Annotated in this window: 9 protein-coding genes; all 9 read left to right on the plus strand. The window is 69.1% G+C overall.

Annotated elements, in window-relative coordinates:
* The first annotated feature begins 174 nt into the window (after positions 1–174).
* The 9 genes from BLT19_RS05765 (at position 175) to BLT19_RS05805 (ending at position 15222) form a co-directional block, all read left to right on the plus strand.
* Complete coding sequence (locus tag BLT19_RS05765) at positions 175–1713, plus strand: ABC transporter substrate-binding protein (RefSeq protein WP_091493386.1); 1539 nt, start codon at positions 175–177, stop codon at positions 1711–1713.
* Between the two features lie 92 nt (positions 1714–1805).
* Positions 1806–2747, plus strand: coding sequence for an ABC transporter permease (locus BLT19_RS05770; protein ID WP_091487573.1), 942 nt, complete (start codon positions 1806–1808; stop codon positions 2745–2747).
* Positions 2744–4615, plus strand: a complete 1872-nt coding sequence (locus BLT19_RS05775) for a dipeptide/oligopeptide/nickel ABC transporter permease/ATP-binding protein (RefSeq protein ID WP_091487575.1) — start codon at positions 2744–2746, stop codon at positions 4613–4615. The genes BLT19_RS05770 and BLT19_RS05775 overlap by 4 nt, the downstream gene beginning before the upstream one ends.
* A complete protein-coding gene (locus BLT19_RS05780; RefSeq protein ID WP_091487577.1) occupies positions 4612–5454 on the plus strand; it encodes an ATP-binding cassette domain-containing protein in 843 nt (280 codons plus the stop codon). The genes BLT19_RS05775 and BLT19_RS05780 overlap by 4 nt, the downstream gene beginning before the upstream one ends.
* Before the next feature lie 82 nt (positions 5455–5536).
* The gene (locus BLT19_RS05785; RefSeq protein ID WP_091487580.1) at positions 5537–7963 is read left to right on the plus strand and encodes a glycoside hydrolase family 3 protein; all 2427 of its coding nucleotides are present in this window, start codon (positions 5537–5539) and stop codon (positions 7961–7963) included.
* A complete protein-coding gene (locus BLT19_RS05790) occupies positions 7960–9093 on the plus strand; it encodes a serine hydrolase domain-containing protein (protein WP_091487582.1) in 1134 nt (377 codons plus the stop codon). Before BLT19_RS05785 ends, BLT19_RS05790 begins: the two co-directional genes overlap by 4 nt.
* A 25-nt stretch (positions 9094–9118) precedes the next feature.
* On the plus strand, positions 9119–10633 hold the full coding sequence (locus tag BLT19_RS05795) for a glycoside hydrolase family 43 protein (protein WP_091487584.1): 1515 nt from the start codon (positions 9119–9121) through the stop codon (positions 10631–10633).
* A complete protein-coding gene (locus tag BLT19_RS05800) occupies positions 10630–13467 on the plus strand; it encodes an alpha-L-rhamnosidase (RefSeq protein ID WP_091487587.1) in 2838 nt (945 codons plus the stop codon). The genes BLT19_RS05795 and BLT19_RS05800 overlap by 4 nt, the downstream gene beginning before the upstream one ends.
* Before the next feature lie 9 nt (positions 13468–13476).
* Positions 13477–15222, plus strand: coding sequence for a DUF5605 domain-containing protein (locus BLT19_RS05805; protein WP_091487590.1), 1746 nt, complete (start codon positions 13477–13479; stop codon positions 15220–15222).
* The last annotated feature ends 64 nt before the right edge of the window (positions 15223–15286 follow it).

The raw sequence follows: 15286 nt of genomic DNA on the forward strand, positions 1-15286 counted from the left end.
ATCTGCCTGACCGTCGTCGGTCGTTCTGCTGTCATTCTTGCGCGCTCGGATCTGAAAACCAAGCGTCCACTAGAAATTTATCTCAAAAACCTAGTGCGCGCTCGTATTTGGTGTTAGCGTAACCCCTCGAAGGTGATCCGCAGTGGAATCACCCCCTACCAAGAGGACTCGAAGATGATCCGATGGAAGAAGGCCGCGGCAGCAGCGGCTATCGCCGTCACCGCCGCACTGGCCCTGTCCAGCTGTGCCGGCGGAGCCACCGACGGCGGTGGAGAAGGCGGAAGCGGAGGCACCCTCACGCTCGGCGCCATCGCCGCGCCGACCACGTTCGACCCGGCCGGCTCCGAATGGGGCAACCGCTCGCCGTTCTACCAGGCCGTCTTCGACACGCTTCTGCTCGCGACGCCCGAGGGCACGATCGAGCCGTGGCTGGCGACCGAGTGGTCGTACAACGACGACAACACTGTGCTCACCCTCACCATCCGCGACGACGTGACATTCACCGACGGCTCGGCGCTCACCGCCGATGTGGTCGTCGGCAACCTGCAGCGGTTCAAGGACGGCACCTCACCCGATGCCGGCTACTTCGCCGGGGTCGCGAGCTTCGAGGCGCCGGATGACACCACGGTCGTGATCACCCTGAGCGCGCCGGACCCCGCGATGCTGGACTACCTGACGCGCGATCCCGGTCTGGTCGGCGCAGAGGCGAACTTCGACAATCCCGATGCCGCGACCACCCCGATCGGCTCCGGTCCGTACGTGCTCGACACGGCCGCCACGGTCACCGGGACGACGTACGCCTACACGAAGAACCCCGACTACTGGAACCCTGACGTCCAGCACTACGACAACCTCGTGATCAACACGCTCACCGACCCGACCGCCGCGCTGAACGCGATCAAGGCCGGCGAGGCCAACGGCGTCAAGCTCGCCAACAACGATGCGCTCGACGAGGTCGAGGGCGCCGGCTGGACGGTCAACGCCAACGAGCTCGACTTCCAGGGTCTGCTCCTGCTCGACCGCGCCGGCACGATGGACCCAGCGCTGGCCGACGTGAAGGTCCGTCAGGCGATCAACTACGCGTTCGACCGCGAAGGACTGCTGCAGGCCACGCAGTTCGGCAACGGCACGGTCACCACGCAGGTGTTCCCGGCGACCTCGGACGCCTATGACCCCGAGCTGGACGAGTACTACACCTACGACCCGGAGAAGGCCAAGTCCCTCCTGGCCGAGGCCGGCTACGCCGATGGCCTCACGATCTCGATGCCGTCGGTGTCGGTGCTCGGTGCGACCACATACACGCTGGTTGCCCAGCAGCTGGCCGACATCGGCATCACCGTCGAACAGGTCGACGTCCCGATGGGAAACTTCATCGCCGACCTGCTCGCCCCGAAGTACCCCGCATCGTTCATGGCCCTGGAGCAGAACCCGGACTGGCAGCTCATCCAGTTCATGATCGCTCCCACGGCCGTGTTCAACCCGTTCAAGTACTCCGACCCGCAGGTCGACGAGTACATCCAGGAGATCCAGTACGGTGACGAGGCCACGCAGGCCTCCGTCGCGAAGGAGCTCAACACCTACATCGTCGAGCAGGGCTGGTTCGCCCCGTTCTTCCGGGTGCAGGGCAGCGTCGCAACCGACGCCAACACGACGGTCGAGATGCTCCCGACCAACGCGTACCCCGCGATCTACGACTTCCAGCCGAAGCAGTAGTCGCCCTCCCTGGCCCGCCCGAGTGATCGGGCGGGCCAGGCCTCCTCGCCTTCCCGTCGTCCTCCGGTCTTTCTCTACACAGGAGTGGAGCCATGCTCACATTCATCCTGCGCCGCCTGTTGTCGGGCCTGGTCCTGATCGTCGTGATCACGGTCATCGCCTTCACGCTGCTGTATCTGGGCAGTGGCAACATCGCGCGCACCATCCTCGGGCAGAACGCCAGCGAAGAGCTCGTCGCCCAGAAGGCAGCTGAGCTCGGCCTCGATCAGCCGTTGTTCGTGCAGTTCGGCACCTGGCTCTCGTCGGCCGTCACCGGCGACCTCGGCCGGTCCTGGTTCAACGGGCAGCTCGTCACGGTCCAGCTCGCGAGCCGGCTGTCGGTCACCCTGTCGCTGGTGATCGGCGCCATCATCATCACGGCGATCTTCTCGGTGGTCCTCGGGATCCTCGCGGCGCGACGCGGCGGCGCTGTCGACGGCACCGTGCAGTTCTTCTCGATCCTGGGCTTCGCCATCCCGGGCTTCCTCATCGCCCTGTTCCTCGTGCTGATCTTCGCAATCAACCTGCACTGGTTCAAAGCGACCGGCTACATCCCCATCACGACCTCGTTCACCGGCTGGCTGACCAGCGTCACCCTGCCGATCATCGCTCTCGCCATCGGCGGCATCGCGACGATCTCCCAGCAGGTTCGCGGCTCGGTGCTTGACGGACTGTCCCGCGACTATGTGCGTACGCTCCGCAGTCGAGGACTCAGCTCGAACCGCGTCGTCTACAAGCACGTGCTGCGAAACGCCGGGGGCCCCGCCCTCGCGCTCCTGGCGGTGCAGTTCATCGGCATGATCGGCGGCGCCGTCATCGTCGAGCAGATCTTCGCCCTCCCCGGCATCGGCTCCTTGACGGTGACCGCCACGACCTCCGGCGACGTGCCGGTGGTGATGGGCGTGGTCATCGTGACCGCGATCATCGCCGTGGTCGTCAACCTCCTGATCGACCTCGCGCAGGCCGCGCTCAACCCGAAGGTGAGACTGTCATGACCGCCGTCGAAGTCCCTGCCGCGGTTCCCACGTCCGGAGCGCGCGCCGACCATCTGTTCCGCCGCCTCCTGCGCAACCCGCTCGCGCTCGTGTCGATGATCTTCCTGGCCCTCGTCGGCATCATCGCCATCATCGGGCCGCTCATCGCACCGTACGATCCGAACCTCGCCTCGCTCCAGCTCATCCTGGCGCCGCCGAGTCCCGAACACCTCCTCGGCGGGGACAGCGCCGGCCGCGACGTGTTCTCACGACTGCTGGCCGCGACCCAGGTCAGCATCGCCGCCGCGCTGCTGGCGGTCGTCACCGCCCTGGTGCTCGGCGTGATCACGGGTCTGATCGCGGGCTACTACCAGGGCTGGTTCGACACGGTGGCCTCGTGGTTCACGGCTCTCGTGATGGCGCTTCCCGCCATGGTCGTGCTGCTCGCCGCCCGCGCCGTCCTCGGACCCTCGGTCTGGATCGCGATGCTGATCTTCGGCGTCGTGCTGGCCCCGGCCTACTTCCGGCTCGTCTACACGATGGTCACCGCAGTCCGATCCGAGCTGTTCGTGGACGCCGCGCGGGTCTCCGGGCTGAGCGACCTGCGCATCATCGGTCGCCATGTGCTCTCCGTCGTCCGCGCGCCGATCATCATCCAGACCGCGATCGTCGCGATCATCGCGATCGCGATCCAGTCCGGCCTCGAGTTCCTCGGCCTGGGCGACACGTCGGTGCCGACCTGGGGCGGGATGCTCAACGACGCGTTCTCGAAGATCTACCAGGCGCCGCTGCTGATGCTCTGGCCATCGCTCGCCATCGGCCTCACGAGCATCGCGCTGATGCTGCTCGCCAACGCCATGCGGGACGTGCTCGAGCGCACGGTCGTCGTACGACGCAAGCACCGTCGCGCGGTCACCAGCCGCACCGGTTCGATCGCCGCGGTCACCACGGCGACGAGCATGAGCGACCTGGGCGACGAGGTCGACCTCGTCACCGTCGACGGTGAGCCGATCCGGCACGCCGACGACGAGCGGGCAGCCGCTCGCTCGGGCGAAGTCATCCTGAGCGTCAGGGACCTCCGCGTGGGATACGGGCAGAGCGACGGAAGCACGACGGAGGTCGTGCACGGCGTCTCGCTCGACATCCGCAAGGGCGAAGTGCACGGCCTCATCGGCGAGTCCGGTTCCGGCAAATCCCAGACGGCGTTCGCTGTGCTCGGGCTGCTGCCCAAGGGCGGCAGTGTGACCGGCGGGTCGATCGACTACGAGGGCACCCGCCTGGAGAACGGGAGCGACGCGGTGTACCGCGGCATCCGCGGGCGTCGCATCGCGTACATCCCGCAGGAGCCGATGAGCAACCTGGATGCGTCGTTCACGATCGGCAGCCAGCTGGTCGAGCCGCTGCGCGTCGGGCTCGGGATGAGCAAGAAGGATGCCACGGACAAGGCGCTCTCGCTCCTGGAACGCGTGGGCATCCCGCAGCCGTTGCGCACCTTCAAGGCGTACCCCTTCGAGGTCTCCGGCGGCATGGCCCAGCGTGTGCTGATCGCGGGGGCGGTCTCGACCGACCCCGATCTGATCATCGCCGACGAGCCGACCACCGCCCTGGATGTCACGGTGCAGGCCGAGGTCCTCGATCTGCTGCGCGATCTCCAGGCGGAGCGCCACATGGCGATGCTGCTGGTCACGCACAACTTCGGCGTCGTCGCCGATCTCTGCGACCGGGTCACCGTGATGCAGTCCGGTCTGTTCGTGGAGACCGGCCCGGTCCGTGCGATCTTCAACGATCCGAAGCATCCGTACACCAAGTCGTTGCTGGAGTCGATCCTCGACGAAGGGCCCGCACGCCCCGCGCTCTCGGGCGCGAACGAACAAGGAGCACGCCGATGAGCGAGTCGCTGTTGACCGTCGACGACCTGGTCGTCGAATATCCCGGTAAGGGATTCCGCGCCAAGCCGTTCCAGGCGCTCAAGGGCGTCTCGATCGACATCAAGCCGGGCGAGACCTTGGGGCTGGTGGGAGAGTCCGGATCGGGAAAGACCACCCTCGGCCGCGCCGTGCTCGGACTCGCGCCCGTCACCGGCGGGAAGATCACCTACGACGGGCAGGACATCAGTCACCTGAACCGCAGGGAGCGTCGCGCGCTGAGCTCCGAGATCCAGGTGGTCTTCCAGGACCCCTACTCGTCGCTGAACCCGTCCCTGACGATCGAGCAGATCCTCGCTGAGCCACTCCAGGCGCGCGGCGTCGCGAATGCGACGGCGAAGAGTCGCGTCCGAGACCTGCTCGACCAGGTCGGCCTCCCCGCCGACGCGCGGAGCCGGCTCCCCCGGGAGTTCTCCGGCGGGCAGCGGCAGCGCATCGCGATCGCACGGGCGCTCGCACTGGACCCGAAGCTGATCGTCTGCGACGAGCCGGTCTCCGCGCTGGACCTGTCCACCCAGGCGCGCGTCCTCGACCTGTTCATCGAGATCCAGAACCGCACCGGCGTCGCGTATCTGTTCATCACGCACGACCTGGCGGTGGTGCGCCACATCAGCCACCGCGTCGCGGTGATGTACCGGGGCGAGATCGTCGAGAACGGTGACGGCGATCAGGTCACCGCACGCCCGCAGCATCCGTACACGCAACGGCTGTTCATGGCCTCACCGGTCCCCGACCCGGACAAGCAGGAAGTGCGCCGCGTCGATCGCCGCGCACTGCTGGACGCCGAGAAGCTCGCGTCCTGATACCGCCGCGCCCCGCACGCCCGCACACGCACGAGCGCGCGGGCGCGGCATCCACTCGCCCTCTTCTCTTCTAGGAGCTGCCATGACGACCTCGACCGACCACCTGCGCCCGCTGCTGGAGCAGCTCAGCCTCGAGGAGAAGATCTCGCTGATCCAGGGAGCCGACTTCTGGACGACAGTCCCGCTGCCCAAGATCGGCCTGCGCGCGATGACGCTCTCGGACGGGCCCGCGGGCGTCCGCGGACCGGTGTGGGACGAGCGGGACCCGTCGCTGAATTTGCCGTCAGCCTCTGCACTGGCCGCATCGTGGGATGCGGACGTCGCGTATCGCTACGGCGCCGCCGCGGCGGCCGAGGCGCGTCGCAAGGACGTCGACGTCGTCCTCGGGCCCACCATCAACCTGCACCGCTCCCCGCTGGGCGGCCGCCACTTCGAATGCTTCAGCGAAGACCCCGAGCTGACCGCGGAACTCGCGCAGGCATACGTTCGCGGGCTGCAGGACAACGGTGTCGCGGCCACGCCCAAGCACTACGTGGCCAACGACTCGGAGACCGACCGATTCACCGTCGATGTCCACGTGGACGAGCGCGCGCTCCGTGAGCTGTACCTCGCGCCGTTCGAACGCGCGGTCGGCGCGGGTGCATGGGCGATCATGAGCGCGTACAACTCCGTCGACGGCGTCACGATGACCGAGAACGATCTGCTCGAGACGCCGCTCAACTCCGAGTGGGGCTTCGACGGCATCGTCGTCTCGGACTGGACCGCCGTCCGCAGCCTCGACTCGATACCCGCTGCGCAGGACCTCGCGATGCCCGGCCCCGCCCCTGCGTGGGCCGATGCCGTGGCGGCCGTTCGCGACGGACGGCTGAACGAGGCGGACATCGATCGCAAGGTGCTCCGGATGCTGCTGCTCGCCGCACGCGTCGGCGCCCTCGAAGGCACGCCGGCGCTGCCGGTGGCGCCGATCGACGGCGTCGCGTTCACCCGCGAGGCCGAGATCGAGGGCACGGTGCTCGTGCGCAACGACGGCATCCTGCCCCTGGATTCCTCCGCCGTCCGCTCGATCGCCGTGATCGGCCACAACGCCCGCGACGCGCGCACCCAGGGCGGCGGCAGCGCGACCGTGCTGCCGGAGCGCATCACGACCCCGCTGGACGGCATCCGTGGCGCGTTCGCCGGCGCGGAGGTCGGCTATTCACTGGGCGCCGTCGTGCAGGAGGGTGTGGCCGAGCTGCCGCTCGCGCAGATGCAGAACCCGGTGACGGGTGAACCAGGCGCACGCGTCGAGTTCCTGGATGCCGACGGCTCGGTGCTCTTCGCCGAGGACCGCCGCGCGACGGCCCTGGTGTGGTTCGGCGGCGATGCTCCGATCAACGACTCGGCGAAGCTCACGCTGCGGACCCGCTACATCCCGGAGCAGACCGGACGCATCCTGCTCGGATTCGCCGGCGGCGGTCACGCACGCGTCTTCGTGGACGACGAGCTCGTCGTGGACGACACCCCGGTGATCACCGGAACCGATCTGGGCGCCGCGTTCCTCAACCCGCCCTCGGCCACCGCGCCGGTGCAGGTCACCGCGGGCGAGCCGGTCGACATCCGCGCCGAGTTCACGATGGGGCCGACCGATTCTCCGCTGCAGGGCGTCTTCAGCGCCACGGTGGGCATCGCGCCCGATGACGCCGACCCTGACGAGCTGATCGCACGCGCGGCCGAGGCGGCTGCCGCGGCCGAGGTCGCGGTCGTCGTCGTCGGAACGAACTCGAAGGTCGAATCCGAGGGCTACGACCGCACCGATCTGAACCTCCCCGGACGCCAGGACGACCTGGTCCGTGCGGTCGTCGCTGCCAACCCGCGGACGATCGTCGTGGTGAACGCCGGGTCGCCGGTCGTGATGCCGTGGCGAGATGAGGTCGCCGCGCTCGTCCTCGGCTGGTTCGGCGGCCAGGAGTTCGGCGCCGCGCTGGCGGACGTGCTGAGCGGCGTCGCCGAACCGGGCGGCCGCCTGCCGACCTCGTGGCCCGCCACGCTCGAGGACGTTCCGGTGACCGAGGTGACTCCGACCGAGGGTGCGCTCGTCTACGAGGAGGGCATCCACATCGGCTACCGAGCATGGCTGCGTGCCGGCTCCTCGCCGGCATACCCCTTCGGCCACGGGCTCGGGTACACGAGCTGGTCGTGGGATGAGATCGAGCTCGACGGCGACGACGTGCTCGTCACGATCACCAACACCGGCGATCGCGCGGGCAAGCAGGTCGTGCAGGTGTACGCGGAGCGTCCCGACTCGGCGGTGGAGCGCCCGGTTCGCTGGCTCGTCGGCTTCGCCGTGGTGCGAGCGGATGCCGGGCAGCGCGTGACCGCACGCGTGAACGTCGCCGACCGGCGGCTCGCCCATTGGGCCGACGGCTGGGAGGTCGAGGCGGGGGAGTACACGCTGCGCGCCGGGTCGTCGGTGCGGAGCCTGCCACTGTCGGTCCAGCGCGCCGCCGCGGTGGTCGAGGCGACCGTATGACCTCCAGCGCCCTGTCGGGCCTCGCCCAGGGCGTCGCCGACGATCGTCTGGCGGGCATCGTCGAGCGCCTCGACGACATGCTCGGCGGCGACCCGGACCTGTCGTTCCAGGTCGCTGCCTATCACGACGGCGAGCTCGTGCTCGACGTCGTCGGCGGCCCGCACCTGTCCGCCGACTCGGTGCTGGTGCCCTACTCGGTCACGAAGAACACGATCGGGCTGACTGTGGGGCTGCTGATTCAGCGCGGCCTGCTCGACCTTGACGCGCCGGTCGCCTCGGCCTGGCCGGAGTTCGCCGCGAAGGACAAGCAGGGCGTCACCGTGCGTCAGCTGCTCTCGCACCAGGCGGGTCTTCCGCAGGCGACGCCCGCACTGAGCTGGGCGGAACTGCTGGATGACCATGCGGCAGCGGAGCGGCTCGCGCAGAGCCGGCCGTTCTGGCTGCCCGGCAGCGCGTTCGGCTACCACGCGGTCACGATCGGCAACCTCGCTTCCGAGCTGGTGTTCCGCTTGACCGGACGCACGCTGCGCGAGTACTACGAGCAGGAGCTGCGGCGGCCGCTGGACGTGGACTTCTTCCTCGGGCTGCCGCGCGAGCACGAGAGCCGACTCGTCAGGATTCTGCCGATGGTGCGGCCGGTATCCGACACATCCATCATCCACGGCTCCATCCTGGCTCCCGTGGTGATGGGAATGCCCGGTCCCGTTGTGGATCTGGCCAACGACCCGGTCAGCTGGCGATTCGGTCACCCGGCGGGATCGGGAACGGGTACCGCCCGCGGCATCGCGAAGCTGCTTGCGGCGACAGTGACCGGCGTGAACGGCGCCGCACCCGTGCTCAGTGCCGACACGGTCGAGGTCATCGGGCAGCAGCAGGTCCGCGGCTACGACGAGGTCCTCGGTCAGCAGGGCCGAGCGCACTCGATCGTCTTCCAGAAGCCCACCGCCGCGATGCCGTTCGGCGGGCCACGGGCGTTCGGCCACGACGGCGCCGCCGGCGCGTTCGCGAGTGTCGATCCTGATACCGGACTGTCTTTCGCGTACACGATCGCCCGCGGCCCGTGGCCCGGCGGAGGGGACCCCCGCGCGATCGCCCTCGCAGCCGACCTCGGCCGACTTCTGTCCTCATGATCTCGAGCAACGAAGAGGCACTCACATGACCACGCTGTACAACCCCGTCCTGAACGGCTTCCACCCCGATCCCAGCGTCGTCCGGGTCGGTGATGAATGGTTCCTCGCGACCTCGTCGTTCGAGTACCTGCCCGGGATCCCCATCCATCGCTCGCGCGACTTCGAGAACTGGGAGCTGATCGGCCACGTCGGCGCGACGCCCGAGGTCTTCGGCATCGCGGACGTGCCGACCGCGGGCGGCGTCTGGGCTCCGACGATCCGCCACCACGACGGCGTGTTCCACCTGGTGATCACCGTGGCGATGGGGCGGGGGATGCTGCACTTCACAGCCACCGACGCCGCCGGTCCCTGGAGCGCCGGAGACCTGATCCTCAGCGCCAACGGATCGGAGAGCATCAACGGCATCGACCCCGACATCGCATGGGATTCGGACGGAAACGTCTACATCACCTACTCCGGCCTGATCCTCAGCGGCCCCGAGCTGGGCACGCACCTGGGCATCCTCCAGGTGAAGGTGGACCTCGAGAACCACGTCGCGCTCGAGGAGCCGCGGTCACTGTGGTCGGGCACCGGGGGGCAGTTCCCCGAGGCGCCGCACCTGTACGAGGTCGGCGGCACCTGGTACCTCATGATCGCCGAGGGCGGCACGGAGCGCGGGCACGGCATCAGCATCGCCCGCAGCGCCTCCCCGGAGGGACCGTTCGAGACGGCGCCGCAGAATCCGCTGGTCTCGGCCCGCTCCACGATCCGCCCGGTGCAGAACACCGGTCACGGCGACCTCGTCATCGGGCCGGACGACGAGTGGTTCTGCATCATGCTCGGCGTGCGACCCCGCAGCGGCACCCGCGCGTTCTCGTCCCTCGGCCGGGAAACCTTCGTCTCGCGCGTCCAGTGGCACGGCAACGGCTGGCCGACCATCAATCCGGTGCTGCTCAAGGCCCGGCCGGGTACCCGCGTCGAAGTCGCGTTCTCTCCCGAGCGCGAACTCGACGGGGAGTGGCTCGCGATCAGGCGCCCGACAGCCGCGATCGCCGACCTGTCCGCTCGCCCCGGCTGGCTGACGCTGCACGGCGACGGATCGACGCTGGACGACGTGCACCCGGTCTTTCTGGGTCGTCGTCAGGAGCACCTGACCAACCGCGTATCCGTGACGGTGGATGCGGCTCGGGGCACCGGCGGGCTCGCGGTCCGCTACGACGAGCGATTCCACGTCGAGATCGAGGTCGCCGCGGACCTGCTCACCGCGCGTGCCGTGATCGGCGGACTGCGCCAGGAGTGGACGCATCCCGCACCCACCGGTCCTGTGGACCTGCACCTCGACTCTCTCAAGCCCGATTCCGACGGCGGGTTCGTGCAGACGAGCGACATCATCCATCTTGCGGCGACGATCGACGGTCGGCGGGTCGAGCTCGCGCAGGTCGACGGTCGGTTCCTCTCCTCGGAGACCACCGAGTCCTTCACGGGGCGGGTGCTCGGTCTGTACGCGGTGAGCGGCGATGTATCGTTTCAGTCCTGGATCGCCGAAGGAGACGACGAATGACGGCAACGATCGCGACGCTGCGCGCGGAACTCCGAGACGACACGGCCCTGGTCGCCACTGCGCGACCGCGCCTGACCTGGACCGTCGACTCCGACGAAGCAGGCTGGGTGCAGGCATCCGTGGATCTGCGCGCCGTCTCCGGCGCGAACGCCGAGGAGGTCACGCTCGACATTCGAGACAGCGTCCTCGTCGACTGGCCGTTCAGCGACCTCGGCGTCGGCGAGTCGCGCGAGGTGACGGTTCGCGCACGTTCGGCCGGGGGCACCCAGACCGATTGGAGCGCTCCGGCACGCGTGACTGCGGCGTTCCTCGCGGACGACGAATGGATCGCGCAGCCGATCGGGCTCGCGCACGCCGAACGACCCGCCCAGCCGGTGCTGCTGCGCACGCGGTTCACCCTCGATCGCCCCGTGCGTCGCGTCACGCTGCTGTGGACCGCGCTGGGATCGGCTGAGCCGGAGATCAACGGCCGCCCGGTCTCGGACGATGTCCTCGCGCCCGGCTGGACGAGCTACCGCGACCGTCTGATCCACGAAACCGTCGATGTCACCGACCTCGTGCACGAGGGTGAGAACGTCCTCGCGGCGGCGCTGGCCGGGGCGTGGTACACCGAGAAGTACGGCTTCTTCGTCTTCACCGACCAGGTGTACGGCGACCAGCCGAGCCTGCTGGCCCAGCTGCGCGTCGAGTACGCCGACGGGTCCTTCGACACCCTCGCGTCCACCGGCGACGGGTGGCGTGCCCTCGGTGACGGACCGATCGTCGACAGTGGAATCTACGCCGGCGAGCATCAGGACCTCCGCCGGGCCATCGCAGGCTGGTCGACCCCCGAGTTCGACGACTCGGCCTGGCCCCCGGCGCGCGTCGGCGCCGTCGCGCGCCCGGGCTACGAGAACGTGCCACGGCCGGAGGCGCGCATCGCACCACCCGTGCGCCGCATCGAGACCAGTCCGGTCGTGGAGGTCTTCACGTCGCCGTCCGGCGCACGGATCCTCGACTTCGGTCAGAACCTCGTCGGACGACTCCGGCTGCGCGTCACCGGCGCCGAGGGCGATCGGATCACGGTCCGCCACGCCGAGGTGCTCGACGAGGGCGAACTGGCTCTGCGACCGCTGCGCAACTCGGCATCCACCGCGACGTTCGACCTCGCCGGTGGCGAGGAGACCCTGGAGTCGCGGTTCACGTTCCACGGCTTCCGCTACGCCCAGATCGACGGCTGGCCGGGCGAATTCGATCCCGCATCCGTCGAGGCGGTCGTGCTGCACACCGACATGACCCGCACCGGCTGGTTCGAGAGCTCGGATCCGATGGTCAACCGCCTGCACGAGAACGTCGTGTGGGGCATGCGCGGCAACTTCCTGTCGATTCCGACCGACTGCCCGCAGCGCGATGAGCGACTGGGCTGGACCGGTGACATCCAGGTCTTCAGCCCCACCGCGGCATACCTGTACGACAGCGACGCGTTCCTGACCTCATGGCTGCGAGACCTCGCTCTCGAGCAGACGCGCAACGACGGCGACGTGCCGGTCGTGGTGCCGCAGGCGCTCACCGGCTTCGGCGGGCCGGGTTCCCTGGCTGCGTGGGGGGATGCCGCAACCGTCGTCCCAGCGGTGCTGCACCAGTCCTACGGGGATCTGGGCGTGCTGCGAGTGCAGTATCCGAGCATGCGGGCCTGGGTCGAGTGCGTGTCGGCACAGGCCGGCGACACCGGCCTGTGGGCCGGGCAGATGCAGCTCGGCGACTGGCTGGACCCGTCCGCCCCACCCGACAAGCCCGGCGATGCGAAGGTCGACGGCGACATCGTCGCCACGGCCTACTTCGCCCGTTCGCTGCGGATCGTCGCCGAGAGCGCAGCGCTCCTCGGCGAGACCGAGGACGCCGCACGCTACACCGGGCTGGCCGATCGTGCCCGCGACGCGTTCGTGGCCGAGTACGTCACGCCGGCCGGTCGCATGATGAGCGATGCGCCGACCGCATACGCACTGGCGCTGGAGTTCGGCCTCGTCACGCGCCCGAAACTGCGCGACGCACTCGCGCAGCGACTGGCCGACGTCGTCCGCGAAGGCGGCTACCGGATCGCGACCGGCTTCGTCGGCACGCCCCTCGTCACCGATGCGCTCACCAAGGGCGGGCACAAGGATGCCGCGGAGCGGCTCCTGCTGCAGACCGAGAACCCCTCGTGGCTGTACCCCGTCACGATGGGCGCGACGACGATCTGGGAACGGTGGGACAGCCTGCTGCCGGACGGCTCGGTCAACCCGGGCGAGATGACCTCGTTCAATCACTACGCGCTCGGTGCCGTCGCCGACTGGCTGCACCGCACGGTTGCGGGGCTCGCGCCCGAGGAGCCGGGCTATCGCGTGCTGCGGATCGCCCCGCGTCCGCTGTCGTCGTTCGATTCCGCGTCGGCGACACTGCGCTCGCCGTACGGTCACGCGTCGGTCGCCTGGCGACGTGACGGCGACGACGTCGTCGTCACCGCCCGCGTCCCGGCCAACACGACCGCGATCGTCGACCTTCCGGATCGCGAGATCGACGAGGTCGGCTCGGGCGCGCACGAATGGCGCTTCCGCGACGAAGCGGCGGCGGACCGCGGCATCCGCTTCGATCTCTCCTCGTCCCTGGCCGATGTGATCGACGAGCCGCGCGCCTACCGCGCGCTGCTGGACACGATCGCGGCCGTCGACCCCGGGAAGGCCGAGGCCGTGCGCGCGGAGACGAAATGGGCCGCTGGCCGAACCGTGCGCAGCGCCCTGATGTTCACACCACCCGATCTGATCGCAGCCGTCGACGAAGCGCTGGCCGCTGTGTCCTCGGACGCATCGACCGCCTGAGGAGAATCCATGTTCGACCGTCGCTCCACCTTCGGCGAGGCTCTCGACAATCCCGGAGCGCGGGCAATCCTGGAACGCCTGATGCCCGGCATCGCCGCCTCCCCGATGGCCACGCAGTTCCGCGAGGGCCGCTTGGGATCACTGATCGCCCTGGTGCCCGCGCTCGAGGACGCGTCAGCCCGCGAGCAGTTGTGGGCGGAGCTCGCGGAGGTCGGCGACGACCTCGAGCGTCCGCCCTACGCGCCGGCGATCGACCCCGACCCCGCCTACGAGACCGACGACGTGGCCGAGGCGTCCGCTCGACTCACCCTCCCCGAGCCGACGCCCCGATGGGGTGTCGTCGAGGTGCGGTTGGACGGCCCGAGCCACGGCAACCCTTTCGTGGACGTCGAGTTGGACGCGGTGTTCACGCTCGGCGATCGCGAGGTGCGCGTCGGCGGCTTCTACGACGACGGGGGCGTGTACCTGCTGCGGCTGCTTGCCGAAGAAGAGGGGGAGTGGTCGTTCACCACGCGCTCCACCGCGCGATCGCTGCACGGGATCTCGGGGACGGTGGAGGTCGTCGCTGCGCGGGAGGGCGACCACGGACCGGTGCGCGTGGACGGATTCCATTTCCGGCATGCGGACGGCACGCGGCATCGCCCTCTCGGGACGACCGCGTACGCGTGGACGCACCAGCCGGCCGACCTGCAGGAGCGCACGCTGCGGACGCTCGCCGAGAGCCCGTTCACGAAGATGCGGATGTGCGTCTTCCCGAAGTCGTACCTCTACAACGCGAACGAGCCGGCCGACTTCCCGTTCCCAGGCTCGCTGGCGGACGGCTTCGATCTGGAGCGGTTCGATGCCGCGCACTTCCGCAACCTCGAGACGCGGATCGCACAGCTCGGCGACCTCGGCATCGAGGCCGACCTGATCCTTTTCCACGCCTACGACCGGTGGGGGTTCGCCGACCTCGGTCCGGCCGTCGACGAGCGCTACCTGCGGTATGTCGTGCGGCGACTGTCCGCCTACGCGAACGTCTGGTGGTCGATGGCCAACGAGTACGACCTGCTGTGGGCGAAGGACGAGGCGGACTGGGAGCGCCTGGCCGCGGTCGTCGGTGCGGAGGATCCGCACGGACACCTCAACTCGATCCACAACTGCCGTCCGTTCTACGACTACACGCGTCCCTGGATCACCCATTGCAGCGTGCAGCGCGTGGACGTCTACCGCACCGCGGAGAACACCGACGAGTGGCGTGAGCGGTGGGGCAAGCCGATCGTGATCGACGAGTGCGCGTATGAGGGCGACATCGATCAGGGCTGGGGCAACGTCACGGGCGAGGAGCTCACCCGGCGGTTCTGGGAGGGGGCCGTGCGCGGCGGCTACGTCGGCCACGGAGAGACCTATCTCAACGAGCGAGAGGAGCTCTGGTGGTCCAAGGGCGGCGTGCTCGAGGGGACATCTCCCGACCGGATCGGGTTCCTCGAGCAGATCCTCGCCGAGGCGCCCGACGGCGTCCTGGACCCGCTTCCTTCGGACTGGGACGTGCCGTGGGGCGGTGTAGCCGGCGAGCATCTGATCGCGTACTTCGGGTTCAACCGGCCGCGGTTCCGCAACGTGGTGCTGCCGGCGGGCGGCACGTTCGAGGTCGACGTGATCGACACCTGGAACATGACCGTCGATACGCTTCCCGGCACGTACGCCGACACGGTGCGGGTCGACCTCCCTGCTCGTCAGTTCATGGCGGTGCGCCTGCGCCGCATCGAGGACTGAGCGGGGGTTAACCCGAATCGATCCTTCGGGACGACCGGGGGGCGGCGCGCGAGACGCGACCGTA

The organism is Microbacterium pygmaeum (assembly GCF_900100885.1).
GTDB lineage: Bacteria > Actinomycetota > Actinomycetes > Actinomycetales > Microbacteriaceae > Microbacterium > Microbacterium pygmaeum.